The organism is Pseudomonas sp. ATCC 13867 (genome assembly GCF_000349845.1).
GTDB lineage: Bacteria > Pseudomonadota > Gammaproteobacteria > Pseudomonadales > Pseudomonadaceae > Pseudomonas.
In genome coordinates, this window is sequence record NC_020829.1 from 3,899,046 (window position 1) to 3,924,267 (window position 25,222).

Here is a 25,222-nt window from a genome sequence, read left to right on the forward strand (position 1 = left end):
CCGGAGCTGCGCCGCGCGGCTCCGGACTCGTTTCGCGCCAGTCGATGCCTCGAGAAATCCGCCAGAGCCGCCACGCCTGGGTTCGCTACTGCCTGCTCGGCGTGGGCTGGCTCAGCGTGACGCTGGGCGTGATCGGCATCTTCCTGCCGGTCCTGCCCACCACGCCCTTCCTCCTGCTCGCCGCCGCCTGCTTCATGCGCAGCTCCCAGCGCTTCTACGACTGGCTGGTGAACCACCCGAAGCTCGGCCCGTGGATTCGCGACTACCTGGACGGCGAAGGCATCCCGCTCAAGGGCAAGGTCTACGCCATCGGCCTGATGTGGTGCAGCATCCTGATCTCCGGCTTCCTGGTGCAGCGCCCCTGGGCCTGGGCGTTCATGCTGACCAGCGCAACCCTGGTGAGCATTTATCTGATCCGCACCAAGACCCGGCGCCTAGACTGATCGCGGAGTCAGCGGCGGCACCTGGCCGCCCTCCTCCGGCACTGGCGCCGCCACCACCGGCCCCACCGCATCCACGGTGAAGCCGAAGGTGTTCACCCCGCCTTCGCTGCGCACGAATACCGAACCGCCGTGCATGCTCGCCACCGCCTTGACGATGGACAGCCCCAGCCCGTGGCTGGTCTGGCTGTTGGCGCGGGCCAGGTCGGCGCGGTAGAAGCGCTCGAACAGCCGCGCACGCTGCTCGGCGTTGATCGGCTCGCCGGGGTTGCTGACTTCCACCAGCGCGGCGCCGCGCTCGCCGCTCAGGCGCACCTCGATGCGACCGCCTGGCGCGGTGTGCTGGGCGGCGTTGTACAGCAGGTTGGTCACCGCTCGCTGGAACAGCGCCCGCTCGACACAGGCACGGGCATCGCCACGAAGGTTCACCTGAACGCCCTGCTCGTCGAAGATCACCTCGAGGAAATCCACAGTCGTCGCCACTTCGGCCGCCAGCGAGGTTTCCACCCGCTCGGCCGCCAGCCCGCCCTGATCGACGCGGGCGAGGAACAGCATGTCGTTGACGATGGCGCGCAGGCGTTCCAGCTCTTCCAGGTTGGACTGCAGCACCTCTTCGTAATCCGGCGCGCTGCGCTCGCGGGACAACGCCACCTGGCTCTGGCCGATCAGGTTGGCCAGCGGCGTGCGCAGTTCGTGGGCGACATCGGCGTTGAACGACTCCAGGCGCAGGTAGGCCTGCTCCAGCCGATCCAGTGCCTCATTGAAGGCACCGGCCAGCGCTGACAGCTCAGTTGGCAGGCCCTCCAGGCGCAGGCGCTGGGACAGCTGCTTCGGGCTGATCTGCCGCGCCTCGGCGGAGAGATCGCGTACCGGCCGCAGGCCCACCCGGGCGATCCAGTGCCCGCACAGCGTCGCCAGGGCGATGCCCAGCGCGGACAGCACGAACAGGGTGATCAGCGTGGCGTGGCGGGCATGCTGGAAGGCCACGCTGTCGATCGCCGCGAGCAGCACCAGCGCCGGGCGCGAGCCGCTGGCCGGCAGCACGCCGACGCGGGCGCTGAGCCGCGAATCATGATCGGGCAGTTCCAGTTCGGCGTAGCCGTTGCCGCTGCCGAGCATCCGCCGTACCGCGTCGTTGGGCTGGCCATAGCGGAAGCGCGAGTCGTCGCTGTCGATCCAGAAGCGGATCAGCTGGTACTCCTGGCTCAGGGTGTTGAGCTTGAGCTGCATGTGCGGCCAGCGTTCGGCCAGGTCGGGCTTGTCGAGCATGCGTGCGACCATGTTGAAGCGGGTGTCCAGCTCCGAGCGCTGCAGGCGCTCGATCTGCCCGTCCAGCACGCAGTAGAGGGCCGAGCCGATCAGCAGGAAGATACCCAGCGCGGCGCCGGCGAACATGCCGGCCAGACGGGTCGACAGCGACAGGCCCTTCACGCCTCGCGCTCCTGGGCCGTGCGGCTTTCCAGCACGTAGCCCATGCCCCGGATGGTATGCAGCAGCTTAGTGTCGAAGGGCCCGTCGAGCTTGGCGCGCAGACGCTTGATGGCGACCTCCACGACGTTGGTGTCGGTGTCGAAATTGATGTCCCAGACCAGCTCGGCGATGGCCGTCTTGGAGAGGATTTCGCCACTGCGCTGGGCCAGCACGCAGAGCAGCGAATACTCCTTGGCGGTCAGTTCCAGGCGCGTGCCGCCACGCTGCACGCGGCGGCTGACCAGATCGATGGCGAGGTCGGCGATGCGCATCTGTGTGGCGCTTTCCAGGTGTGCGCCACGGCGGGTCAGGGCTTGCAGGCGCGCCACCAGTTCGAGGAAGGAGAACGGCTTGATCAGGTAATCGTCGGCGCCCTCGCGCAGGCCGCGCACGCGGTCTTCCACACGCTCGCGGGCGGTGAGCATGATCACCGGCGTCTGCCGCTGTTCACGCAGGGCGCGCAGCACGCCGTAGCCGTCGATGCCGGGGAGCATCACGTCGAGGACGATGACGTCGTATTCGCCATTGAGCGCCAGGTGCCGGCCGTCGATGCCGTTGCTGGCGACGTCCACGGTGAAGCCCTGCTCGCTCAGCCCGCGCTGCAGGTAGTCGGCGGTCTTGCTCTCGTCTTCGACAATCAGTACGCGCATGCCAGCCCTCCGTTCGTGACGCCCGCAGTCCGGCATGCTACCCAGCCGCTCCTCATACCGCACCTCCCAGCGCGGCCGGTGCCGGTTGCTGGCGATGGAACAGCCGGTCCAGCGCCAGGTACACCACCGGCGTGCTGAACAGGGTCAGCGCCTGGCTGAAGAGCAGCCCGCCGACCACCGCCACACCCAGCGGCTGGCGCAGTTCCGAGCCGGTACCGAAGCCGATCATCAGCGGGATCGCCCCCAGCAGCGCGGCCAGCGTGGTCATCATGATCGGCCGGAAGCGCGCCAGGCACGCCTCGCGGATCGCGTCGTAGGGCGACAGCCCACGCTGGCGTTGCGCGGCCAGGGCGAAGTCGACCATCAGGATGCCGTTCTTCTTGACGATGCCGATCAGCAGCACCAGGCCGATCAGCGCCATCACCGAGAACTCCAGGCCCCAGCCCCAGAGCAGGAACACCGCGCCGATGCCGGCCGAGGGCAAGGTGGAAAGAATGGTCAGCGGGTGCACGAAGCTCTCGTAGAGCACGCCCAGGATCACGTAGACCGCAAACAGCGCCGCGAGGATCAACAGCGGCTGGCTGGCCAGCGAACTCTGGAAGGCCGCCGCGGCGCCCTGGAATTCGCCGCTGATGCTCGACGGCATGCCGATCTCCGCCTGCGCCCGCTGCACCAGGCTGACCGCATCGCCCAGGGCCACGCCCGGCGACAGGTTGAAGGACAGCGTGACGGCCGGGAACATGCCGTTGTGGTTGATCTGCAGCGGCCCGGACTTGGCCGGTGTGACCCGCGCCAGCGCTGCCAGCGGCACCATCTCGCCGGTCAGCGGCGAACGCAGGTGGAACCAGGCCAGGCTTTCCGCGCGGCCGCGCTGGCGCGAATCCAGTTCGAGGATGACCTTGTACTGGTTGACCTCGGTCTGGAATTCGCCGACCTGGCGCTGGCCGAAGGCGTCGTAGAGGGTCTGGCTGACGTCCTCGGCGGACAGCCCGAAGCGCGCCGCCGCCACCCGGTCGATCTCGAGCGAGGTGACGCTGGCGCCCATCTGCAGGTCGTTGGACACATCCTGCAGGCCGCCCTCCTCCTTCAGCCGCTGGGTCAGGCGATCCGCCCACTGCGCCAGCGCCGCGCTGTCGTTGCTGCGCAGGGCGTACTGGTACTGGGTGCGCACCGGCCCGGTGGCGAGGTTGATGTCCTGCGCCGAACGCAGGTAGAGGACGATGCCCGGCACCTTGGCCAGCTTGGGGCGGATGCGGTTGATGAACTCGTCCACCGAGACGTCGCGGTCGCCACGGTCCTTGAGCACGATCCAGAAGCGTCCGTTGGCCAGGCTCTGGCTGCCGCCGGTGATGCCGATGGCGTGGTTGTAGCTCTGCACCGCCGGGTCGGCGGCAACGATGACGGCGAGCTGCTTGTGCTTCTCGGCCATGTCGGCATAGGAGATGTCCTCGGCGGCCTGGGTGGTGCCGAAGACGAAGGCGGTGTCCTGGGACGGGAAGAAGCCCTTGGGAATGCCGACGTAGCCGCCCACCGCGATGGCCACGCAGACCACGAAGCCAGCCAGCACCGTGCGCTGGTGATGCAGCGACCAGTCCAGCCCCCGGGCGTAGCGTGCCAGCAGCCAGCCGGCGATGCCTCCGTCGTCGTGCCCGTGCCCGCTTTTATGGTGATGGGGCGCCCCCATGAAGCGCGAGGCGAGCATCGGCGCGATGGTCAGCGAGGCCAGCACCGAAATCAGGATGGCCGCCGTGACGCTGACGGCGAACTCGCGGAACAGCCGCCCGACGATGCCGCCCATGAACAGCAGCGGGATGAACGCGGCGATCAGCGAGAAGCTGATGGAGACCACCGTGAAGCTGATCTCCGAGGCGCCGGCCAGTGCCGCCTGCACCCGGTCCTTGCCCTGCTCCAGGTGGCGGTGGATGTTCTCCACCACCACGATGGCGTCGTCGACGATGAAGCCCACGGCAATGATCAGCGCCACCAATGTCAGGTTGTTCAGGGTGAAGCCCAGCAGGTACATGGCCGCGAAGCTGGCGCTGAGCGACACCGCCAGCACGGTGGCGACGATCAGGGTGGCCGACAGCTGGCGCAGGAACAGCCCCATCACCAGCACCACCAACCCCATGGTCAACAGCAGGGTCAGCTCCACTTCATGCAGCGAGGCTCGAATGGTGCGGGTGCGATCGTTGAGCACTTCCACCTCGACGCCCGCCGGCAGCATTTCACGCAGGCGCGGCAGCTCGGCCTGGATGGCATCGGAGGTCTCGACGATGTTCGCGCCGGGCTGGCGCAGGATCACCAGCGCCACGCCGGGGCGGCCGTCCGGCCAGGCCTGCACGTAGTCGTCTTCCGGCGCCTTCACCACCTTCGCCAGATCGCGCAGGAACACCGGTGCCCCGGCGCGGTAGGCCACCACTAGGTCGCCATATTCATTGGGACTGAACAACTGGTCGTTGGCCGCCAGGGTGGACACGCGGCCGTCGCCGAACAGCGCGCCCTTGGCCTGGTTGATGCTCGCCGACTGCAGCGACTGGCGCAGGTCGGCCAGGGTCAGGCGGAACGCAGCCAGCTTCTCCGGCTGCGCCTGGATGCGGATCGCCGGGCGCTGCTGGCCGACCACGAAGATCTGCCCGACCCCGCTGATCTGGCTGAGCTGGCGTGACAGCAGCACTTCGGCAAGGTCACTGAGCTCGATCAGCGGCATCAGCTCGGAATTCACCCGGACGATCATGATCGGGCTGTCCGCCGGGTTGATCTTGCGCCAGGTCGGCAGGTTCGGCATGTCCGCCGGCAGGCGCCCGGCGGCGGCGTTGATCGCGGCGGTGACCTCCTGGGCGGCGACGTCGATGTTCTTTTCCAGGTCGAACTGCAGCGTCAGGGTGGTCGAGCCCAAAGCGCTGGTGGAGAGCATCTGGGTGATGCCGGGGATGGCGCTGAACTGCACTTCCAGCGGAGTCGCCACCGAAGACGCCATGGTTTCCGGGCTGCCGCCGGGCAACAGCGCCTGCACCTGGATGGTGGGGAAATCCACCTGCGGCAGTGGCGCCACGCCAAGACGGAAGAACGCCAGCAGGCCGAGTAGCAGCGAGGCGATGGTCAGCAGGCAGGTGGCGATGGGGTGGCGCACGCACCAGCCGGACATGCCGGCGCGCACGCTCACGGCTCGCTCCGGCGGGCCAGGGTCTGCACGTCGCCCTGCACGTCCACCCGGGCGCCGGGGGTCAGGCGCGAGTGGCCGTCGAGCACCACTTCATCGTCCGCCGCGAGGCCTTCGACCAGGGTGCGGCCATCCACTTCCTGGACAATGCGCACCGGCACCTTCTGCGCCTTGCCGTCCTCGATACGAAACACGAAGGCGCCATCCAGGCCACGGCGCACGGCGCGGCTATCCAGCACCAGACCGTTGCGCAGCACCCCGGACTGCAGGTCGATGGCGACGAACTGCCCCGGCCAGAGCTGGTCGTCCTTGTTGTCGAAGACCGCACGCACGCGGATGGTCCCGGTGCTGCTGGCGACCTGGTTGTCGATACTGCGCAGGTGGCCCTCGCCGAGCAGCTGGCCGCCGTCGCGGCTGCGCGCGATCACCGGGGAATCGCCCTTCATCAGCGGTTGCAGTTGCGGCAGGCTTTCCTGCGGCAGGGCGAAGACCACCGAGATCGGCGACATCTGGGTGACGGTGAACAGGCCGCTGCTGTCATTGGTGCGCAGCAGGTTGCCGACGTCGACGTTGCGGATGCCGACGCGGCCGGCGACCGGCGAGGTGATGCGGGTGTAGGACAGGCGCACGCGCTCGGCGTCGATGGTGGCCTGGTTGCCGCGCAGGGTGGCGCGCAGGCGCGCTGCCTCGGCTTCGGTCTGCTCCAGGGTCTGGCGGGAAATCGATCCGCGCTGGCTCAGCGTCTGGTAGCGCACGAGATCCTGCTCGACGATGCGCAACTGCGCCTGATTGCTTTGCCTGGTCGCCTCGGCCTGCTCCAGCGCGGCGTTGATGGCGCGGTCGTCGATGGTCGCCAGCAGTTCGCCCTCCTTGACCATCTGCCCCTCTTCCACCAGCAACGCGGTGAGCTGGCCTTCGACCTGCGGGCGCACCAGCACGCTGTGCAGCGAGGTAACGGTGCCGACGCCGTCGAGGTTCTGCGTCAGGTCCTCGCGGGCCACGCGCGCCAGGGTCACCGGCACGCCGGCTGTCTGCGCCGCGGCCTGGGGCGCCTCGTGCCGGCCGGCAAAGCCCCAGAAGCCCGCTCCCAGCGCCGCCACTCCCAGCACTCCCGCCGCCAGCCAAACCCGCCGTTGCCCCTGCATCCCGCTCTCCTGCGTCTGGTTCGGCCACAGCGGCCGCATCCTGGGGTTATAAGCCAGAGCGCGGGACCGCACGCTGACCCTTAAATGACAATCCTGTCAGATTCGCCGGCAAGGCCTGTACGACGGGGCTTTTCGCCCAATGGCGATGCGCCAGCGCAAGTTTTCGAAGAGCGCCTAGACTCCACACATCCCACATGGAGCGCTGGCGATGCAGCCAACCGGAGGAGCCCTCAGGCTGTTCGCCAGCCCGCCGCGTCTGCGGGCCGGCGCGCTGCTGCTCGCGCTCCTCGCGCTGACCGCCGGCGCCACCTGGAACTTCGACGCCATCCTGAAGAATGCCGAGCAGCGCTACGGCAACCTGGGCACCGCGAAAACACGCATCGAGTCCTGGGGCCGGCTGATCGACGACAGCGAGAACCTCGACGAAGCCGCCAAGCTCAAGGCGGTGAACGCCTTCTTCAACGGCGCCCTGGTGTTCACCGACGACCGCACCGTCTGGCACCAGGAGGACTACTGGGCGACGCCCATCGAATCCCTCTACAAAGGCGCCGGCGACTGCGAGGACTACTCCATCGCCAAGTTCATCACCCTGCGCCGCCTCGGGGTCGCCAGCGACAAGCTGCGCATCACCTACGTCAAGGCACTGCAGCAGAACCAGGCGCACATGGTGCTCACCTACTACGCCTCCCCCACCGCCGAGCCGCTGGTGCTGGACAACCTGATCCCGCAGATCAGGCCAGCCTCCCAGCGCAAGGACCTCCTGCCCGTCTACGCCTTCAACGCCGAAGGGCTGTGGCTGCCCGGCCCCGGCGGCGGCAAGCGCACCGGCGACAGCAAGAAGCTGTCGCGCTGGCAGGACCTGTTGACCAAGATGCGCGCCGAGGGCCTGGACCTCGACGAGACGCGATAGGAGAACCCCGGCATGTCATTGCTCAAGCAACTGTTCCTGGCGATCTGCCTGTTCCTCGTGGTGGCCTTCGCCGGCAGCTTCGCCGCCAGCCTGGAAAGCTCCCGCGAACAGATGATCAGCCAGTTGCGCTCCCACGCCCAGGACGCCGCCACCGCGCTGGGGCTGTCGCTCACCCCGCACGTGGACGACCCGGCGATGATCGAGCTGATGGTCAGCTCGATCTTCGACTCCGGCTACTTCGCCACCATCCGCGTGGTCAGCATTCCCGACGGCAAGGTCGTCGTCGAGCGCGACACCAGCACCCGCTCCGACCAGGTGCCACGCTGGTTCGCCCGGCTGGTGAACCTCAAGGCCCAGGGTGGCGACGCGCTGATCATGCGCGGCTGGGAGCAGGCCGCGCGGGTCGAGGTGGTCAGCCATCCGCAGTTCGCCCTGGCCAAGCTGTGGGACGGCGCGCTGGGCAGCCTGGCCTGGCTGCTGCTGTGCGGGTTGATCAGCGCCATCCTCGGCGGCTGGCTGCTGCGCACCCAGTTGAAGCCGCTGGACCAGATGGTGCAGCAGGCCCAGGCCATCACCCGCCGCGAATTCCTCACCCTGCCCAGGGAGCCGCGCACACCGGAACTCAAGCGCGTGGTGCAGGCGATGAACCAGATGGTGGACAAGCTCAAGGCACTGTTCGCCGAGGAAGCCTCGCGCAGCGAGAAGCTGCGCGAAGAGGCCTACCAGGACAGCCTCTCGGGCCTGGCCAACCGCCGCCTGTTCGACGCGCGGCTGGACGCGCAACTGTCCCCCAGCGAACAGAACGCCGCCGGCTACCTGCTGCTGCTGCGCCTGAACGACCTGGCCGGGCTCAACCAGCGCCTGGGCGGGCAGCGCACCGACGCGCTGATCCGCGACGTCGCCGAGCTGCTGGAGCGCGAGCGCGAACAGCACGGCACCCCGGACTGGCTGGCGGCGCGCAGCCGTGGCGGCGAGTTCACCCTGCTCGCCCCGGGCGTCGACAGCGCCAGTGCCGAGCAATTGGCCGATGAACTCAGCGCCGCCCTGGAAAACCTGCGCGGCACCGGCGCCAGCGACTGCACACCGGTGGCCCACCTGGGCCTGTCGGCCTTCCGTCCCGGCGAATCGTCGGCCAGCGTCCTCTCCCGTGCCGACCAGGCACTGGCCCAGTCGCAGTCCTCGCCGGGCCGTCCCTGGCAGCGCCTGGACAGCTCCGGCAGCCAACCGGTGCAGGACTCCCGCGCCTGGCGCGAGTGGCTCGACGATGCCTTGCAGAAGGGCAAGTTGCAGCTGTGGTTCCAGCCCGTGCGCGCCTGCGCCGAGAACGGCGAGTTGCTGCACCAGAAAGTCCTCGCGCGGCTGCTCGATCCCAAGGGAGAAGCCGTCGCGGCCGGGCAGTTCCTGCCGTGGATCGAACGCTTCGGCTGGTCCGCGCGCTTCGACCTGGCCATGCTCGAACACGCCCTCGCCCATCTCGCCCAGCAACCGGCGCCGCTGGCGCTGTCGCTGTCAGCGGAAACCGTGCGCAGCGCCGAGCCGCTGCGCGAGCTGTTCGAGATCCTCCGCGCCCACCCGCAGGAGGCTCAATTGATGACCCTGGAAGTGGACGAACGCTACCTGCCGCCGCCGGCGGAGCTGGAGAAGCTGGCCCAGTCGGTGCAGGACGTCGGAGCCAAGCTGGGCCTGCAGCACTTCGGCGGGCGCTTCAGCCTGATCGGCAACCTCACCCGCCTCGGCCTTGCATACCTGAAGATCGACGGCAGCTACATCCGCACCATCGACCAGGACAATGACAAGCGCCTGTTCATCGAGGCGGTCTTCCGCGCGGCCAACAGCATCGACCTGCCGCTGATTGCCGAGATGGTGGAGAGCGAGGGTGAATTGAAGGTATTGCGGGAAATGGGGATCGCCGGGGCGATGGGCCGGCTGGTCGGGGCGCCGAAGCCGTCGCAGAAGAACGGCTAGATCGCGCGACCTTGTAGGAGCGAGCTTGCTCGAGAACAGGCCCCGCTGCGAAATCCATTTCGCAAGCAAGCTCGCTCCTACACAAATAAATCTGCACCACGCTCCGGACCGCCCCGTTCAACGACGGATTTTCTCGCCCCAAGCGAAAAACCGGACGTCTCAGTCCTTCTTGCCCTTCTTCGCACTGGCGTACGCCGCCTCCAGCGCGTCGTTGATGGTCTTGAGCACCTTCACCCGCGCATAGCGCTTGTCGTTGGCCTCCACCAGCGTCCAGGGCGCGATCTCGGTGCTGGTGCGGTCGACCATGTCGCCCACCGCATCCACATAGAGGTCCCACTTGTCGCGGTTGCGCCAGTCTTCCTCGGTGATCTTGAAGCGCTTGAACGGAATCGACTCGCGTTCCTTGAAGCGTTCCAACTGGGTGTCCTGGTCGATGGACAGCCAGAACTTCACCACCACGATGCCGAACTCGACCAGTTGCTCCTCGAAGTCGTTGATCTCCGCATAGGCGCGCAGCCAGTCGGCGTCCGAGGCGAAGCCCTCGACCCGCTCCACCAGCACCCGGCCATACCAGGAGCGGTCGAAGATGGTGAACTGCCGGCGCGCCGGCATGTGCCGCCAGAAGCGCCACAGGTAGGGCTGGGCGCGCTCCTCCTCGGTGGGCGCGGCAATCGGCACGATGTGGTACTGGCGCGGGTCCAGCGCATCGGTCACGCGACGGATGGCTCCCCCCTTGCCGGCGGCGTCGTTGCCCTCAAACACGGCGATCAGCGAATGACTGCGGAAGCGCTTGTCGCGCATCAGCGTAGCCAGGCGCGCCTGCTCCTTGGCCATTTGCTCCTTGTACTGATCCTTGTCCAGTTTCAGGGTCAGGTCGAGCGCGCCGAGCAACCCCTTGTTGTCCAGGCTGGACACCAGCGGCGCGGCGTGGGGTTGCGGCGTGGGGCGGTCCTTGAGCTTGAGCGCGGCCTGCAGGCCTTCGAGGAGGGTACGGCCCACCGTCAGGCTGCGGTAGCGCTCGTCGGCGCCCTCGACCACGTACCAGGGCGCATAGTCACGGCTGGTGCGGCGCAGCACGCGCTCGCCATAGCGCACGAACTTGTCGTAGACCTCGCTCTGCTTCCAGTCCAGGTCGCTGAGCTGCCAGCTGCGGGTCGGGTCGTTCTCCAGCGCCTTGAGGCGCTCCTTGAGCTGCTTCTTGGACAGGTGGAACCAGAACTTGAAGATCAGTGCACCTTCGTCGGAGTACATGCGCTCGAAGCGTTCGGCGTCGCCGATCAGCCCATCCAGCTGGCTGTCCTTGACCTCGCCCATCACCCGCGCATAGAGCATCTGGCTGTACCAGTTGCCAAAGAAGATACCGATACGCCCCTTGGGCGGCAGCTTGCGCCAGAAGCGCCACTGCGGCGGACGGGAGAGTTCCTCGTCGGTGGGCAGGAGGAAACTTTCCACCTGGATCAGGCGCGGATCCATCCATTCGTTGAGCAGCTTCACCGTCTCGCCCTTGCCGGCGCCCTCGATGCCATTGATCAGGATGATCACCGGGAAGCGCGCCTGCTGCTTGAGCTCGTACTGCGCCTCGAGCAACGCCTCACGCAGGACGGCGACCTCCTTCTCGTAGGTTTCCTTGTCAATGGAATGGCCGATCTCGGCGGATTCGAACATGCACCTCTCCTTGTTTCCGAATGCTGTAAAAGGTAGCGGAAGTGACGGGCGGGCTGCTGACATTTCGTCTTGGCCGCAACGACGTCCGCGGGGTTACGGGAGGGGGCGCCAGGGAAAGACCTGCGCTCCGGCGCGGCAACACGGCGCACATCGAAACATCGGCAACCCCTGAGGCCGACACGGCGGATCGGCTAAACTGCCGCCTTTGCTTTCACTACGACCGACGCATGCCCCTTTCCCATCCCAAAGCCCACAGCGCCCAGATCGACTGGGACGAAAACGGCCAACCCACTTCCCGCGCCTATGGCGACGTGTACTTCTCCCGCGCTTCCGGCATCGATGAAACACGCCATGTGTTCCTTGACGGCAACCGTCTGGCGCAACGGCTGAGCGAGCTGCCCGCCGACGGCCGGCTGTGCATCGGCGAGACCGGCTTCGGCACCGGGCTGAACTTCCTCTGCGCCTGGCAACAGTTCGAAGCCCTGGCGCCCCGGGAAGCACGGCTGCAGTTCGTCAGCACCGAGAAATTCCCGGTCGCGCCGGACGACCTGCGCCGCGCCCTGGCCCTCTGGCCGGAACTGGCGCCCTGGTCGGAACAACTGCTGGCCCAGTACGTGGCGGTCAACCCCGGCTTCCAGCGCTTCGTTTTCGCCGACGGCCGCGTGGTGCTGACCCTGCTGGTGGGCGATGTGCTGGACACCCTGCCGGAGCTGGATGCACGGATCGACGCCTGGTTCCTCGACGGCTTTTCGCCGGCGAAGAACCCGGAGATGTGGACCGACGCCCTGTTCGCCCAGCTCGCCCGGCTTTCGGCGCCGAACGCGACCCTGGCCACCTTCACCAGTGCCGGATTCGTCCGGCGCGGCCTCATCGCCGCCGGCTTCGCCATGCAGCGCGTGAAGGGGTTCGGGCAGAAGCGCGAGATGCTGGTGGGCGATTTCGCCGGCGAAAACAGCGCACCCGCCAAACCCTGGTACGCCCGCCCCGCCCGCCCGAACGGCCCGCGCGCGGCACTGGTGATCGGCGGCGGCATGGCCGGTTGTGCCAGCGCCGCCAGCCTGGCCGCGCGCGGCTGGCAAGTGACGCTGATCGAGCGCCACGCCGGCCTGGCCGAGGAAGCCTCGGGCAATCCCCAGGGCGTGCTCTACCTCAAGCTGTCGGCCCACGGTACCGCGCTGTCACGCCTGGTGGTCAGCGGCTTCGGGCATACCCGCCGGCTGATCGAGCGCCTGCAGAACGGCGCGGACTGGTCGGCCTGCGGCGTGCTGCAGCTGGGCTTCGACGACGCCGAGGCGCAACGCCAGGCGCAATTGGCCGAGGCCTTCCCGGATTCGCTGCTGCGTCTGCTGGATCACACCGAAGCCGAGCGCATCGCCGGTGTCGGCCTGCCCGCCGGCGGCCTGTTCTTCCCCGAAGGCGGCTGGGTGCATCCACCGGCGCTGTGCCGGCACCTGGCGCAGCATCCGAACATTCGCGTGCTGACCGGCGAGGAAGTCCGCCTGCAACGCGAAGCCGATGGCTGGAGTGCCTGGAGCGGCAAGGAAAAGCTGGCCAGCGCGCCCATCGCCATCCTCGCCACCGCCGCCGAAGTACGGCGTTTCGCCGGCGCCGAGACGCTGCCGATGAAGCGTATCCGCGGACAGATCACCCGCGTTCCGGCCACCGCCGAGAGCGTCGCGCTGAGCACTGTGGTCTGCGCCGAAGGCTACGTCGCGCCGCTCCGCCACGGCGAACACACCCTGGGCGCCAGCTTCGAGTTCAAGCGCAATGACACCGAACCCTCGCTGGAAGAACACCTGGGCAACCTCGACCTGCTGGCGGAAATATCCACAGACCTGAGCGAACGCCTGCACATCGCCCACCTCGACCCGGCAACCCTGCAAGGCCGCGCGGCCTTCCGCTGCACCACGCCGGACTACCTGCCGCTGGTGGGCCCGCTGGCCGACCGCGACGCCTTCGCGGCGGCCTACGCGGTGCTCGGCAAGGACGCCCGGCAGGTGCCGGAAACACCCTGCCCCTGGCTGAACGGCCTGTACCTGAACAGCGCCCACGGCTCGCGCGGGCTGGTCACCGCGCCGCTGTCCGGCGAGCTGCTGGCAGCCTGGCTGGACGACGAACCGCTGCCGCTGCCGCGCGCCGTGGCCGAGGCCTGCCACCCCAATCGTTTCTTCCTGCGCGACGTCGTGCGCGGGCAGAAGACGTCCTGATCACCGCGCGGCCGGATGGGCCGCGCCACCTCTCCAGAGCGGACCACCGACATGGATGCATTACTGCTGGAATCCTCGGTCATCGGCCTGATCCTCGGCCTGTTGCTGGGCCTCACCGGCGCCGGCGGCTCGCTGGTGGCGCTGCCGCTGCTGCTCAGCCTGCACCTGCCGCTGCACGACGCCATCGGCGTCAGCCTCGGCGCGGTGGCACTGTCGGCGGCGATCGGCGCAGTGCCCCGTGCGCGTCAGGGACAGGTGGCCTGGCGGCCGCTGCTCTGGCTGGTCATCACCGGCTGGCCGGGCAACGCCATCGGCCAGTGGCTGGGGCAGTTCGTGCCCGAAGCCTGGCTGATCGTCGGTTTCTGCCTGCTGGTGCTGTGGTCGGCCTGGCGTATGTGGCAGGGCTCGCGCCAGGAGCGTGCAGGCCCCCAGGCGATGCGCAACGGCCCGCTGCTGGGCGTGGGGCTGGCGGTGGGCCTGCTTTCCGGCCTGATGGGTGTGGGTGGCGGCTTCCTGATCGTGCCGGGATTGCTGTGGTTCACCCCGCTGTCGATGCTGGCGGCGACGGCGACCTCGATGGCGGTGATCGCGCTGGTGTCCGGCGGCGGCTTCCTGCTCTACCTGAGCCATGCCCAGCCGCCCCTGCCGCTGCTGGCCTGCCTCGCGACGGGCGGCGCGCTCGGGGTGCTGGCCGGCAACCGCCTGGCCGTGCGCCTGGGAGGCGCGACGCTGCAGCGTCTGTTCGCCCTGATGCTGGTGGCGGTCAGCCTGTCGCTGGCCGCGCAGAAGCTGCTGGCGTCCTAGGACGCTTCCTCTTCCGCGCCCGTCGCATCCGGCGTCTCGAACAACTCGGCGGCGCGCAGCAGCCCCGCGAGAATCGCGTGCTGCTCCCACTCCGGCAGTCCGGCGAAACGCTCCAGAGCGTGCTCGGGCAGCAGCTCCGGCCCATCGCGCAGCGCCTCATGCCCCGCGGCGTCCAGGCTCAGCCAGTGTCTGCGGCGGTCATCGGAGTCACGCCGGCGCGTCAGCAGCCGCTGGCTTTCCAGGCGCGTCAGCACGCTCGACAGCGATGACTGGGAGAGCGCGACGTGCCCGGCCAACTGACCGGCGGTAATTTCCCCCTCCAGCTCCACCACCTGCAGGATCAGCAGTTGCAGCGGCGTCAGTTCGCCATCGCGCCCCAGGCTCTTGGAGTGCACGTCGGCCGCCTGCTGCAGGCGGCGCAACGCCTGCAGCATCGACAGGGCGTGGGCGTTACGCATCGAAGATTTGCTATCGGCCATCATCGTTCACCTGCGCCTTCGGACTTTCCTCAATGAAATCAAATAGAACTCTCATCCATTCGAGCGGTCCTCCCCTATGGCCCCCTTGAGGGACCACCCACTCATCCCCAACGGAGAACCGGTAAGGACATGTGCGGAATAGCAGGAGAACTTCGCTTCGATAACCAGGCCGCCGATCTCGCAGCGGTCGAACGCATCACCCACCACCTCGCCCCACGGGGCCCCGATGCCTGGGGCTTCCACAGCGAAGGGCCACTGGCCCTCGGGCACCGGCGCCTGAAAATCATGGACCTGGCCGAAGCCTCCGGCCAGCCGATGATCGATCCGACGCTGGGCCTGTCGCTGGTGTTCAACGGCGCAATCTACAACTACCCCGAACTACGCGGTGAACTTGAAGCCCTCGGCTACCACTTTTTTTCCGGTGGCGATACCGAAGTACTTCTAAAGGGATACCACGCTTGGGGTGAACAACTATTGCCACGTCTCAATGGCATGTTTGCCTTCGCCATCTGGGAACGCGACAAACGGCGCCTGTTCATCGCCCGCGACCGTCTCGGCATCAAGCCGCTGTACCTGTCGCGCACCGGCAAGCGCCTGCGCTTCGCCTCCAGCCTGCCGGCGCTGCTCAAGGGCGGTGACATCGACCCGGCGCTGGACCCGGTGGCGCTCAACCACTACCTCAACTTCCACGCCGTGGTCCCCGCGCCGCGCACCCTGCTGGCCGAGGTGCAGAAACTGCCGCCGGCCACCTGGATGAGCATCGACGCCCAGGGCCACACCGAGCGCCAGCGCTGGTGGAACCTGGGCTACGGCCCGTTGCCCGATGAACGGGAACTGACCCTGGACGACTGGGAAGAACGCCTGCTGGACAGCCTGCGCGACGCCGTCAGCGTGCGCCAGCGCGCCGCCCGCGAAGTGGGCGTGCTGCTCTCTGGCGGGGTCGATTCCAGTCTGCTGGTCGGCCTACTGCACGAAGCGGGCGTGGACGATCTGCTGACCTTCTCCATCGGCTTCGAGGATGCCGGCGGCGAGCGCGGCGACGAGTTCCAGTACTCCGACCTGATCGCCCAGCGCTATGGCACCCGCCACCATCAGTTGCGCATCGCCGAGAAGGAAGTCATCGAGCAGTTGCCGGCCGCCTTCCAGGCCATGAGCGAGCCGATGGTCAGCCATGACTGCATTGCCTTCTACCTGCTCTCCCGCGAGGTGTCGAAGCACTGCAAGGTGGTGCAGAGCGGCCAGGGCGCCGACGAGCTGTTCGCCGGCTACCACTGGTATCCCAAGGTGGCCGGCGCGAAGGACCCGCTGCAGGCGTACCGCACGGCCTTCTTCGACCGTAGCCACGGCGAGTACCTGGACACCGTGCGCGAAGCGTTGCAGGTGGAGGACGTGGCCGGCGAGTTCGTTCGCGAGCACTTCGCCCAGCCCGGCGCGATCGATCCGGTGGACAAGGCTCTGCGCCTGGACAGCACCATCATGCTGGTCGACGACCCGGTCAAACGGGTCGACAACATGACCATGGCCTGGGGCCTGGAAGCCCGCGTGCCGTTCCTCGACTACCGGGTGGCGGAGCTCTCGGCGCGCATCCCGTCGCGCTTCAAGCTCGGCGACGGTGGCAAGCAGGTGCTCAAGGCCGCCGCGCGCAAGGTCATCCCCAGCGAGGTGATCGACCGCCCCAAGGGCTACTTCCCGGTGCCCGGCCTGAAGCACCTGCAGGGCAACACCCGCGCCTGGGTCAGCGAACTGTTGCTGGATCCGAGCCAGGATCGCGGCCTGTTCGAGACGGCGATGTTCGACCGTCTGCTCAGCAATCCGTCGACCGACCTCACGCCGCTGCGGGGCTCCAAGCTCTGGCAGTTGGCCGCGCTCAATCTCTGGCTGACCGAACACGGTTTGTGAAGCCCAGGACGAATGCTTTTCAGGGAGTCCACCATGAAGACCCATTTGAACCTGCCTCACCCCCACAACCAGCGCCTGCTACGAGGCCAGACGCCCACCTACGAACGTCTCCAGGCACGCTTCGCCGGCGATCACACGCAACAACGCCACGAAGGCCCGCTGATCCTGCAATGCGGCTGGGGCCGTCTGCTGATCGGCCATACCTTCGCCACCGCCGAGCAACTGGCCAACGAACTGCTCAACGAACGCCCCGGCGAGCGTGACATCGCCCTCTACGTCGCCGCGCCGCAGCAAGTGCTGGCGCAGGCGCCGCAACAGCTGTTCCTCGATCCTTCCGACGCCTTGCGCCTGTGGTTCACCGACTACCGCCCGGCGCGCCGGCCGTTCCGCGGCTTCCGCATCCGCCGGGTGCACAGCGACGAGGACTGGGCGGCGATCAACCGCCTGTACCTGGCGCGCGGCATGCTCCCGGTGGATGCCGCCCAGGTCACCCCGCGCCACCAGGGCGGGCCGGCCTACTGGCTGGCCGAAGACGACGAGACCGGCACGGTGATCGGCACCGTCATGGGCATCAACCACGCCAAGGCCTTCCGCGACCCGGAAGGCGGCTCCAGCCTCTGGTGCCTGGCGGTGGACTCGCAGTCCAGCCGCCCCGGCGTGGGCGAGGCCCTGGTGCGCCACCTGATCGAGCACTTCATGAGCCGGGGTCTTGCCTACCTCGACCTGTCGGTGCTGCACAGCAACCAGCAGGCCAAGTCGCTCTACCGCAAGCTGCGCTTCCGCGAGCTGCCGACCTTCGCCATCAAATGCAAGAACGGCATCAACCAGTCGCTGTTCCTCGGCCCAGGCCCCGAGGAGGACCTGAACCCCTACGCCAGGATCATCGTCGACGAGGCCCATCGGCGCGGCATCGACGTGCAGGTGCAGGACGCCGACGCCGGGCTGTTCATCCTCACTCAGGGCGGCCGGCGCATCCGCTGCCGCGAATCGCTGTGCGACCTGACCAGCGCGGTGAGCATGAGCCTGTGCCAGGACAAGACCCTCACCCACCGCACCCTCGACCGCGTCGGCCTGCGCCAGCCGCAACAGCGCCTGGCGGGCAACGTCAAGGACAACGCCCAGTTCCTTGCCGAACACGGCTCGCTGGTGGTCAAGCCGGTGGACGGCGAGCAGGGACAAGGGGTCGCCGTGGACCTGCGCAGCGCCGGCGAAGTGGAAAGCGCTATCGCCCAGGCCAGGCAGTTCGACACCCGCGTGATCCTGGAGAGCTACCACGCGGGCCAGGACCTCCGCGTCGTGGTGATCGGCTATGAAGTGGTGGCCGCCGCGATCCGCCGCCCCGCCGAGGTCATCGGCGATGGTCGGCACAGCATCCGCCGGCTGATCGAGGCGCAGAGCCGGCGACGGCAGGCCGCCACCGGGGGCGAAAGCCGCATCCCGCTGGACAAGGAGACCGAACGCACCCTGGCCGCCGCCGGCTTCGGCTACGACGACGTGCTGCCCAGCGGCCAGCGCCTGGCCGTGCGCCGCACCGCCAACCTGCACACCGGGGGCACCCTGGAGGACGTCACCGAGCGGCTGCATCCGAAACTGGCCGACGCCGCGATCCGCGCGGCGCGTGCGCTGGAGATCCCGGTCACCGGCCTCGACCTGCTGGTGCGCGACGCTGACCAGCCGGACTACGTGATCATCGAAGCCAACGAGCGGCCGGGGCTGGCCAACCATGAGCCGCAGCCCACCGCGGAGCGCTTCGTCGACCTGCTGTTCCCGCTGAGCCGCGAACTGCTCAACCGCGAATCCCATCCCGGCACGGAGGCTTCGGCATGAGTCCATTGCCACAACCCGACCTGAACTACCTGCAGCGCGTGCTGCTGGAAATGCTCGCCATCCCCAGTCCCACCGGCTTCACCGACACCATCGTGCGCTACGTCGCCGAACGGCTGGAGGAGATCGGCGTGCCCTTCGAAATGACCCGCCGCGGAACCATCCGCGCGACGCTCGCGGGCCGGCGCAACAGCCCGGACCGCGCAGTCTCGGCGCACCTGGACACCATCGGCGCCATCGTCCGCGAGATCAAGCCCAACGGCCGCCTGGCGCTGGCGCCGGTGGGCTGCTGGTCGAGCCGCTTCGCCGAGGGCAGCCGGGTCACGGTGTTCTGCGAGAACGGCGTACTACGCGGCAGCGTGCTGCCGCTGCTGGCCTCCGGGCACGCGTTCAACACGGCGGTGGACAGCCTGCCGATCAGTTGGGACCACGTCGAACTGCGCCTGGACACCTACACCGTCAGCCGCGCCGACAGTGAAACCCTGGGCGTGGCGATCGGCGACTTCGTCGCCTTCGACCCCTTGCCGGAGTTCACCGAGAGCGGCCACATCAGCGCCCGCCACCTCGACGACAAGGCCGGGGTGGCCGCGCTGCTGGCGGCGCTGAAGGCAATCCGCGAGAGTGGCCAGGAACCGCCGATCGACTGCCACCCGCTGTTCACCATCACCGAGGAAATCGGCTCCGGCGCGGCCGGCGCGCTGCCCTGGGATGTCAGCGAGTTCGTCGGTATCGACATCGCCCCGGTGGCCGAGGGGCAGAACTCCAGCGAGCACGCGGTGAGCGTGGCCCTGCAGGATTCCGGCGGGCCCTACGACTACCACCTGTCACGGCACCTGCTGCGGCTGAGCGAACGCCACGAGATCGCCGTGCGCCGCGACCTGTTCCGCTACTACCACAGCGATGCGCAGTCGGCGATCACCGCCGGCCATGACATCCGTACCGCGCTGCTGGCCTTCGGTTGCGACGCCACCCACGGCTACGAGCGCACCCACATCGACAGTCTGGCGGCGCTGTCGCGCCTGCTCACCGCCTACCTGCTGAGCCCGCCGGTGTTCGACAGCGACGCCGAACCCAGCGAAGGCGCCCTGGAACGTTTCAGCAAGCAGCTGGAACATCCGGTGCACATGGAAAGCACCACCCATGTGCCGCCGGTGGATGATCTGATCGACACCAGCGACGCCCCTGGCAAAGACAAGAACTGAGCTGCACTCGCCGCAGCGCGGGACTACAATCCCGCGCTGCGATTTGCGAGTACCCGCCATGCTGATTCCCTTTGAGCTGATCGAAGCCGACACCCTGAACAACCTGCTGGAAGACTTCGTCACCCGCGAAGGCACCGACAACGGCGACGACACCCCGCTGGACGTCCGCGTCGAACGCGCGCGGCATGCCCTCAGGCGCGGCGAGGCGGTGATCGTCTTCGACCCGGAAAGCCAACTGTGCCAGCTGGTGCTGAAAAGCGAAGTGCCGAAGGAGTGGCTGGCGGACTGAGCAAGAGCTCTTTGCAGGAGCAACTGTCTTCTTCCGGGTTAACCCCCTGCCTGTGCTTCCCCCTCACCCCAGCCCTCCCCAGGAACGGGGTGGGGTGAGGGGCTCTTGTAGGAGCGAGCTTGCTCGCGAACCTTACGCTCACTGATCGCACCGGTTCGGCCGGTTGCCCCGTTCGCGAGCACGCTCGCTCCTACAGGCTTCGATCCCGTTCGGATCAGGGCGCGAGCTTCGGCCCGAACAGCACCACGCTGGCGCCGATCACGCACAGCGCTACGCCTACCCAGTCGCTCCACAGCGGGCGGCTCTTCTCGACGAAGGCCAACCAGAACAGCGACGCGGCGACGTAGATGCCGCCGTACGCGGCATAGGCACGCCCGGCATAGCTGGCCTCGACGCGGGTGAGCAACAGAGCGAACACCGTCAGGCTGAGCAGGCCGGGAATGATCCACAGGGCGCTCTTGTCCAGGCGCAGCCAGAGGTAAAAGGCGTAACAGCCGGCAATCTCGCAGAACGCGGCGAGGACAAACCAGAGGTAGTTGATCATGGGCTCTATCCGTGACGGGAGGCGTTCGAGTCAGCCGCGCAGGCCGCCCTCGCGCTCCCAGGCGCAGCGCACTTTCAGTTCGCCTTCGCGGGGGCTGTGGAAGCCGTTCTCGGATTCCCAGCGGAAGGTGTGGCTGCCGTTGACTTCGGTTTCCAGGTGGACCACCGCGCTGGCCCAGTAGAGACGGCGCAGCAGGGCTTCGAACTGTTCGACCCAGAGCTTCCATTCGTATTCGATGGTCTGGTAGCTGGCACCGAAATGGATCACCTGGGACTGGTACAGGCCGGCGCCCTCGGTTTCGCAGCGGCTGAACATCTCGCGGCCAAGAAAAGGCCACGCCTCCCCCATCGGCAGACTGTCGAGCACCTTGCGGTTAGCGGCGCGGCGCAGGCGGCGCTCCATCGAGTCGCCGGGCCAGTCGCGGATGCAACCATAGACGATGGATTCGGACTGCAAGCGGGTTCTTCCTTCAATGACACCGATGCCTTCTAACACAGGCCTGGCGATGCGCAAAGCGCGAATCCCCACAGCTGCGCAGTAGCCCGGAAAAGCAAAAGCCCCACGACATTCGCGGGGCTTTCACCGGGGTCCAACGTACTTCAGCCAGGCAGGCCGGTGAGTAAAACTAACCCGTTGCACCGGACTGGGCAAGCCCCTCTTTCACTGCACCGAAAGGGGGCGGGAAGCCGCCGTCGATCATGCGGGCGTGCGGCGCTTGGCCTGCATCTTCTCCGCCATCTTCGCCATTTCGTCGTAGATCGCCTGCGGGTTCTGCTGCTTGATCTGCCAGGCCATGCGGCCCTGCTCGTGGGGCAGGATCATGAAGACATCGCGGGCGACTTCATGGTGGATGTAGTCGGCGATCTCGGCGGCGCTGATGGGCGAGCTTTCCAGCAGCTTGCCGACCTGGCTCTTCATTTCCGGGCTGGGGCCGCGGAAGGAATCCAGCAGGTTGGTCTGGAAGAACGACGGGCAGACCACGTGGACCTTCACGTCCACCAGGCTCAGCTCGGCCAGCAGGCTTTCCGAGAGCGCCACCACGCCGGCCTTGGCGACGTTGTAGTTGCTCATCGCCGGGCCTTGCATCAGCGCAGCCATCGAGGCGATGTTGATGATCCGGCCCTTGCTCTGCTCCAGCAGCGGCAGGAAGGCCTTGCAACCCTTGACCACGCCCATCAGGTTGATCGAGATCTGCCAGTCCCAGTCCTCCAGCGACAGCTCGCTGAAGAAGCCGCCGGAGGCCACGCCGGCATTGTTGACGACGATGTCGATGCCACCGAGTTTTTCTTCGCAGGACTGCGCCAGCTGGGTCAGCTGGCTGTAGTCGCGCACGTCGCAGCGCTGGGTGAAACCGTCGCCGCCAGCCTCGCGCACGAGTTTCAGGGTTTCGGCCAGGCCCGCTTCGTTGACGTCGGCCAGGGCCAGCTTCCAGCCCTCGCGGGCCCAGCGCAGGGCGATTTCGCGGCCGAGGCCGGAACCGGCGCCGGTGATCATGATGCGGTTCTGCATGGGGAGGTTTGCCTTTTCTTGTTCGGGAGAGAGGTTCAGGACAGTGAGCCAAGTGTAACCAAGGCCCGCCGGCCCGGCGGCGACATCAGGGTGCTGAATGCCCCCGGCAAACCGTCGTCGCAGCTCTCAACCGATCAGCAAGGCGCAGAGCTTGCCGAGCACCAGGGCAGTCCCGGCGCACACCAGCAGATAGGCGGCGCAGTTGACGCTCTCGTGCTTGAGCTCGACGAAACGCCGCACGCGATAGCGCAGCAGGAACACCCCCAGGGCCAGGGGAATGGAGGGGCCGAGGAACGCGAACTGCCAGAAGCGCTCGGGCTGGCTGACCGGCTCCAGCGATATGGCATCCGCCAGCGGCAGCAGGCCCACGCCACACTGGACGACCAACCACAGCACTCCCAGTACGACCAGTACGACACCCGGCATCCTTTCGACTCCATAACGGCAAAGGTCCGTTATGTTAGTACGCCATCACAGTCAGGGCTGTGCGACGAATCACCCTGTGGCCCTTGGGCCGTTCCCAGGTCTCACCGATGGCGTGACATCACGCACAGCGTCGGCATTCACACCCGGGCTGCACCATCGAGGGGCGGTCGCGGTTCAGCCCAGGTGGCGCGGCAGCGAGCCCTTGCGCAGGCGCAGGAACATCAGCGCGGCGGTGAGTGCATCGCCGATGGCGGTATGCCGGCCTTCCACCGGAATATCCAGGTGGCGCGCCAGGGTGTCGAAACGCAGGTCCAGGTGCAGGTCGGGAAAGCGCCGGCTCATCTTGCGGTGGTACAGCTCGGAAACCTCCACCCGCGGGTTGTCCAGGCGCGCGCCGAGTTGCTCGCGCAGGTGCCGGCGCAGCACGGCGACGTCGAAGGACAGGTAATAGCCGAGCAACGGACGATCGCCGATGAACGCCTGTACCCGGCGCAGCGCCTCCGCCAGCGGCAGTTGGCCTTCGAGATCGGTGCGGCGCAGCTTGTGGATGCGGATGGACTCGCCGTCCAGGCTCGGCGGCGGCTCCACCAGCAGTTCCAGGCGTTCGCCGAGGATCAGCTTGCCGCGCCGGATCCGCACCGCGCCGATGCTGAGGATGTCGGCCTTGCGCGGATCGAGGCTGGTGGTCTCCAGGTCCAGCGAGACCAGCTCCTCGGCGTCCGCCGGGTCGTGGCGCCACCAGTACAGGCGTCGGCGCCAGGCGGACCAGCGGTGATCGGGAAGGCGGGCGCACGCGTTCATCGGGTCTCCAGGTGGAAGTGCCGGATCAGGCTCTGCTTGAACTTCTTCACCACGTGCAGGCCATAGCGCAGCAGGTCGCGCTCGTGGCGGCTCAGCCGCGAGACGTCGAGCCCCTGCTGGCGTCCGTCGCGCTCGCCGTCCAGTTGCTGGCGCAGACGCAGTTGCAGGAACAACTCGAAGGACTCGACCAGATTGTCCGCCAGCGACGCCTCCAGCACACCGAGCGCCTTGAGTGCCGACAGGCGCGCCAGGGTTCCGCGCTCCTCCAGCCCCTCGCGCAGCGCCAGGGAGCGGGCGCCGTGGACGATGGGGAAGATGCCGCCGCGCTTGATGTCCAGGCGCGCATCCTGGGTCTTGAGCTGGCCGAGGAAGGTCAGCGGCGTATCGAACTGCAAGGCCGGCAATGCCAGGTCGCTCAACCAGCGGCTGTCGTCGCCGGCCAGGGCGTTCAGGCTGCCGCGCAGGCCCTCGAACAACCGCAGGTTGCCGGCCACCGGCCAGGCATCGGTGAGGATCGACAGGCGCATCAACTGTTCCGGGCGCCCCTGCAGCGGCAACTCGCGCAGCTCGCGCTGCCACTCCGACAACGGCTTGCACCACTCAGGCCGGCTGGCCATCACGCCGCCGGGGCACGGCGGATAACCGAACGCCAGCAGCGCCGCCGAAAAGCGCTGCATCAATTGCAGGCCCTGCTCCACCGGCAGGTCGTCGGCGAGGATCAGGGCGTTGTCCTGGTCGGTCTTGAGCAACTGCTCGGCGCGGCCTTCGCTGCCCATCACCATCAGGCAGCACCTGCCCCGCAGCGCCGGCGGGATCTGCAGTTCGAACAGGCGCTCCAGCAACTGCTCGTTGAGCGCACTGACCAGTTGCATGATGAAGCGCAGGCGGATGCCGTTGCCGGCCAGGGTGGCGATCAGCGTGTGCAAAGTTTCCGCCGCCGCGCGCAGCTCCGTCTCGCTGTCGGCCCGGGCGATGCGCAGCGCCAGCACGTGGGAATGGGTGGAGAACAGGCTGAGCACCTGGGTCAGGTGCAGCAACCCGACCACCCTGCCCGCCTCGCAGACCGCCACGCGCTCGATGCGCTGGCGGGTCATCAGAATCATGGCGTCGAACAGGAAATCGCCCAGCTCGACGCTCGCCAGCGGCCGGTGCGCCAGCGGACCGATGGGTTCGGTTTCGCTGCGGCCGTCGCGGAAGTGCGCGACCATCAGGTCGGTGCGGGTGACGATCCCCAGCGCACCGTCCTCACGCACCAGCAGCGCGTCGGCGCCACGGCTGAGTTGCAGACGCGCAGCGTCGCCCAGGGGCAGTGCCGGCTCTACTTCGATGGCCGGCAGCAGGTGTTCGCGGGCGATGCGGGTAAGGATGAACTCGGCCAGGTTCTGCCCGTCGCGGCGCTCCAGCTGGCGCTTGCCGGCAAGGTCCGCGCGGAAGAAACGGGCGAATTCGGGGTTGCTCGCGCAGAGCTGGTGGAAGACCTCCGCCGGCAACTCGTAGACGATGCTCTCTTCCACCGCCTGGTAGCGGTGCTTGCTGCTGCCGGAGAACAGCCCGCGCACGTCGAACAGGTCCTCGGCGGCGTACTGGGCGAACAGCCTGCCGTCCTCGCCGCGCTCCTCGATCACACCCTTGAGCAGGATGAACAGGCAAGGCACCGCCGCGCCGGCGTCCAGCAGTACCTCGTCGACCGTGTAGTAGCCCACGCTCAGCGCGTCGCGCAGTTGCTCGCGCTCGTGGGGGCGCAACTGGTCGAATGGCGGCAGGGCGAAGTTGAAATCGGACATCCCGGAAGCCCCCGTCTCAAAGCAGCGGGGCCGGAGGTGTTGCCACCCC

Annotated in this window: 21 protein-coding genes; 9 read left to right on the forward strand and 12 right to left on the reverse strand. The window is 67.8% G+C overall.

Features of this window, described 5'->3' with window-relative positions; translation table 11 throughout:
- Positions 1-44 precede the first annotated feature (44 nt).
- Positions 45-443 carry a YbaN family protein gene (locus H681_RS17320; protein WP_015478174.1) on the forward strand — a complete coding sequence of 133 codons (399 nt, stop codon included), beginning with the start codon at positions 45-47 and terminating at the stop codon, positions 441-443.
- Here the strand turns inward: H681_RS17320 and H681_RS17325 are convergent.
- The 4 genes from H681_RS17325 to H681_RS17340 are packed head-to-tail and all read right to left on the reverse strand — an operon-like array spanning position 435 to position 6,865.
- Positions 435-1,835 (reverse strand): heavy metal sensor histidine kinase, encoded by a 1,401-nt coding sequence (locus tag H681_RS17325; protein WP_157883403.1) that lies wholly within the window; start codon positions 1,833-1,835, stop codon positions 435-437. The genes H681_RS17320 and H681_RS17325 overlap by 9 nt on opposite strands.
- 32 nt (positions 1,836-1,867) lie before the next feature.
- Complete coding sequence (locus H681_RS17330) at positions 1,868-2,560, reverse strand: heavy metal response regulator transcription factor (protein WP_015478176.1); 693 nt, start codon at positions 2,558-2,560, stop codon at positions 1,868-1,870.
- Positions 2,561-2,612: 52 nt separating this feature from the next.
- Entirely contained in the window at positions 2,613-5,723 is a 3,111-nt protein-coding gene (locus H681_RS17335; RefSeq protein WP_015478177.1) for a multidrug efflux RND transporter permease subunit, read from the reverse strand.
- Complete coding sequence (locus tag H681_RS17340; protein ID WP_041712113.1) at positions 5,720-6,865, reverse strand: efflux RND transporter periplasmic adaptor subunit; 1,146 nt, start codon at positions 6,863-6,865, stop codon at positions 5,720-5,722. The genes H681_RS17335 and H681_RS17340 overlap by 4 nt, the downstream gene beginning before the upstream one ends.
- A 208-nt stretch (positions 6,866-7,073) precedes the next feature.
- Between H681_RS17340 and lapG the strand changes: the two genes are divergently transcribed.
- Positions 7,074-7,775, forward strand: coding sequence for a cysteine protease LapG (lapG, locus tag H681_RS17345; protein WP_015478179.1), 702 nt, complete (start codon positions 7,074-7,076; stop codon positions 7,773-7,775).
- A 12-nt stretch (positions 7,776-7,787) separates the two neighbouring features.
- Positions 7,788-9,740: a cyclic di-GMP receptor LapD gene (gene lapD, locus H681_RS17350; protein WP_015478180.1), complete on the forward strand. Its 1,953-nt coding sequence runs from the start codon at positions 7,788-7,790 to the stop codon at positions 9,738-9,740.
- A gap of 159 nt (positions 9,741-9,899) precedes the next feature.
- On the opposite strand, the gene pap is transcribed toward lapD, so the two are convergent.
- Positions 9,900-11,405: a polyphosphate:AMP phosphotransferase gene (gene pap, locus H681_RS17355; RefSeq protein WP_015478181.1), complete on the reverse strand. Its 1,506-nt coding sequence runs from the start codon at positions 11,403-11,405 to the stop codon at positions 9,900-9,902.
- A 227-nt stretch (positions 11,406-11,632) separates the two neighbouring features.
- Between pap and mnmC the strand changes: the two genes are divergently transcribed.
- Positions 11,633-13,612 (forward strand): bifunctional tRNA (5-methylaminomethyl-2-thiouridine)(34)-methyltransferase MnmD/FAD-dependent 5-carboxymethylaminomethyl-2-thiouridine(34) oxidoreductase MnmC, encoded by a 1,980-nt coding sequence (mnmC, locus tag H681_RS17360; protein WP_015478182.1) that lies wholly within the window; start codon positions 11,633-11,635, stop codon positions 13,610-13,612.
- 51 nt (positions 13,613-13,663) lie between these two features.
- Positions 13,664-14,416, forward strand: a complete 753-nt coding sequence (locus tag H681_RS17365) for a sulfite exporter TauE/SafE family protein (RefSeq protein ID WP_015478183.1) — start codon at positions 13,664-13,666, stop codon at positions 14,414-14,416.
- Here H681_RS17365 and H681_RS17370 read toward each other — a convergent pair.
- Positions 14,413-14,874, reverse strand: a complete 462-nt coding sequence (locus H681_RS17370; protein WP_442961246.1) for a MarR family transcriptional regulator — start codon at positions 14,872-14,874, stop codon at positions 14,413-14,415. The two genes, H681_RS17365 and H681_RS17370, sit on opposite strands and share 4 nt — an antisense overlap.
- 150 nt (positions 14,875-15,024) lie before the next feature.
- On the opposite strand from H681_RS17370, the gene H681_RS17375 reads away from it, so the two are divergent.
- From H681_RS17375 to H681_RS17390, 4 genes are read left to right on the forward strand one after another with little or no spacing between them, the layout of a single operon-like run.
- Complete coding sequence (locus tag H681_RS17375; RefSeq protein ID WP_015478185.1) at positions 15,025-16,794, forward strand: N-acetylglutaminylglutamine amidotransferase; 1,770 nt, start codon at positions 15,025-15,027, stop codon at positions 16,792-16,794.
- A 33-nt stretch (positions 16,795-16,827) separates the two neighbouring features.
- The gene (gene ngg, locus H681_RS17380) at positions 16,828-18,621 is read left to right on the forward strand and encodes an N-acetylglutaminylglutamine synthetase (protein WP_015478186.1); all 1,794 of its coding nucleotides are present in this window, start codon (positions 16,828-16,830) and stop codon (positions 18,619-18,621) included.
- Positions 18,618-19,820 carry an osmoprotectant NAGGN system M42 family peptidase gene (locus H681_RS17385; protein ID WP_015478187.1) on the forward strand — a complete coding sequence of 401 codons (1,203 nt, stop codon included), beginning with the start codon at positions 18,618-18,620 and terminating at the stop codon, positions 19,818-19,820. The genes ngg and H681_RS17385 overlap by 4 nt, the downstream gene beginning before the upstream one ends.
- Before the next feature lie 58 nt (positions 19,821-19,878).
- Positions 19,879-20,109: a YheU family protein gene (locus H681_RS17390; protein WP_015478188.1), complete on the forward strand. Its 231-nt coding sequence runs from the start codon at positions 19,879-19,881 to the stop codon at positions 20,107-20,109.
- 214 nt (positions 20,110-20,323) lie between these two features.
- On the opposite strand, the gene H681_RS17395 is transcribed toward H681_RS17390, so the two are convergent.
- From H681_RS17395 to H681_RS17420, 6 genes are all read right to left on the reverse strand, one after another.
- Positions 20,324-20,653: a YnfA family protein gene (locus tag H681_RS17395; protein ID WP_015478189.1), complete on the reverse strand. Its 330-nt coding sequence runs from the start codon at positions 20,651-20,653 to the stop codon at positions 20,324-20,326.
- Positions 20,654-20,683: 30 nt separating this feature from the next.
- Positions 20,684-21,109, reverse strand: coding sequence for a hypothetical protein (locus tag H681_RS17400; RefSeq protein ID WP_015478190.1), 426 nt, complete (start codon positions 21,107-21,109; stop codon positions 20,684-20,686).
- A gap of 240 nt (positions 21,110-21,349) precedes the next feature.
- On the reverse strand, positions 21,350-22,162 hold the full coding sequence (locus tag H681_RS17405) for an SDR family oxidoreductase (protein WP_015478191.1): 813 nt from the start codon (positions 22,160-22,162) through the stop codon (positions 21,350-21,352).
- 126 nt (positions 22,163-22,288) lie between these two features.
- Positions 22,289-22,588: a hypothetical protein gene (locus H681_RS17410; protein WP_015478192.1), complete on the reverse strand. Its 300-nt coding sequence runs from the start codon at positions 22,586-22,588 to the stop codon at positions 22,289-22,291.
- A 174-nt stretch (positions 22,589-22,762) separates the two neighbouring features.
- A complete protein-coding gene (locus tag H681_RS17415) occupies positions 22,763-23,389 on the reverse strand; it encodes a 3'-5' exonuclease (RefSeq protein WP_015478193.1) in 627 nt (208 codons plus the stop codon).
- Positions 23,386-25,173 carry a DUF294 nucleotidyltransferase-like domain-containing protein gene (locus H681_RS17420; protein WP_015478194.1) on the reverse strand — a complete coding sequence of 596 codons (1,788 nt, stop codon included), beginning with the start codon at positions 25,171-25,173 and terminating at the stop codon, positions 23,386-23,388. The genes H681_RS17415 and H681_RS17420 overlap by 4 nt, the downstream gene beginning before the upstream one ends.
- Positions 25,174-25,222 lie beyond the last annotated feature (49 nt).

Bases quoted from the DNA above. Each gene is read 5' to 3' on its own strand.
- H681_RS17320 (WP_015478174.1), top strand. From the start codon at position 45: ATGCCTCGAGAAATCCGCCAGAGCCGCCACGCCTGGGTTCGCTACTGC.
- H681_RS17325 (WP_157883403.1), bottom strand. From the start codon at position 1,835: ATGTTCGCCGGCGCCGCGCTGGGTATCTTCCTGCTGATCGGCTCGGCC.
- H681_RS17330 (WP_015478176.1), bottom strand. From the start codon at position 2,560: ATGCGCGTACTGATTGTCGAAGACGAGAGCAAGACCGCCGACTACCTG.
- H681_RS17340 (WP_041712113.1), bottom strand. From the start codon at position 6,865: ATGCAGGGGCAACGGCGGGTTTGGCTGGCGGCGGGAGTGCTGGGAGTG.
- lapG (WP_015478179.1), top strand. From the start codon at position 7,074: ATGCAGCCAACCGGAGGAGCCCTCAGGCTGTTCGCCAGCCCGCCGCGT.
- lapD (WP_015478180.1), top strand. From the start codon at position 7,788: ATGTCATTGCTCAAGCAACTGTTCCTGGCGATCTGCCTGTTCCTCGTG.
- pap (WP_015478181.1), bottom strand. From the start codon at position 11,405: ATGTTCGAATCCGCCGAGATCGGCCATTCCATTGACAAGGAAACCTAC.
- mnmC (WP_015478182.1), top strand. From the start codon at position 11,633: ATGCCCCTTTCCCATCCCAAAGCCCACAGCGCCCAGATCGACTGGGAC.
- H681_RS17365 (WP_015478183.1), top strand. From the start codon at position 13,664: ATGGATGCATTACTGCTGGAATCCTCGGTCATCGGCCTGATCCTCGGC.
- H681_RS17370 (WP_442961246.1), bottom strand. From the start codon at position 14,874: ATGCGTAACGCCCACGCCCTGTCGATGCTGCAGGCGTTGCGCCGCCTG.
- H681_RS17375 (WP_015478185.1), top strand. From the start codon at position 15,025: ATGTGCGGAATAGCAGGAGAACTTCGCTTCGATAACCAGGCCGCCGAT.
- ngg (WP_015478186.1), top strand. From the start codon at position 16,828: ATGAAGACCCATTTGAACCTGCCTCACCCCCACAACCAGCGCCTGCTA.
- H681_RS17385 (WP_015478187.1), top strand. From the start codon at position 18,618: ATGAGTCCATTGCCACAACCCGACCTGAACTACCTGCAGCGCGTGCTG.
- H681_RS17390 (WP_015478188.1), top strand. From the start codon at position 19,879: ATGCTGATTCCCTTTGAGCTGATCGAAGCCGACACCCTGAACAACCTG.
- H681_RS17395 (WP_015478189.1), bottom strand. From the start codon at position 20,653: ATGATCAACTACCTCTGGTTTGTCCTCGCCGCGTTCTGCGAGATTGCC.
- H681_RS17405 (WP_015478191.1), bottom strand. From the start codon at position 22,162: ATGCAGAACCGCATCATGATCACCGGCGCCGGTTCCGGCCTCGGCCGC.
- H681_RS17410 (WP_015478192.1), bottom strand. From the start codon at position 22,588: ATGCCGGGTGTCGTACTGGTCGTACTGGGAGTGCTGTGGTTGGTCGTC.
- H681_RS17415 (WP_015478193.1), bottom strand. From the start codon at position 23,389: ATGAACGCGTGCGCCCGCCTTCCCGATCACCGCTGGTCCGCCTGGCGC.
- H681_RS17420 (WP_015478194.1), bottom strand. From the start codon at position 25,173: ATGTCCGATTTCAACTTCGCCCTGCCGCCATTCGACCAGTTGCGCCCC.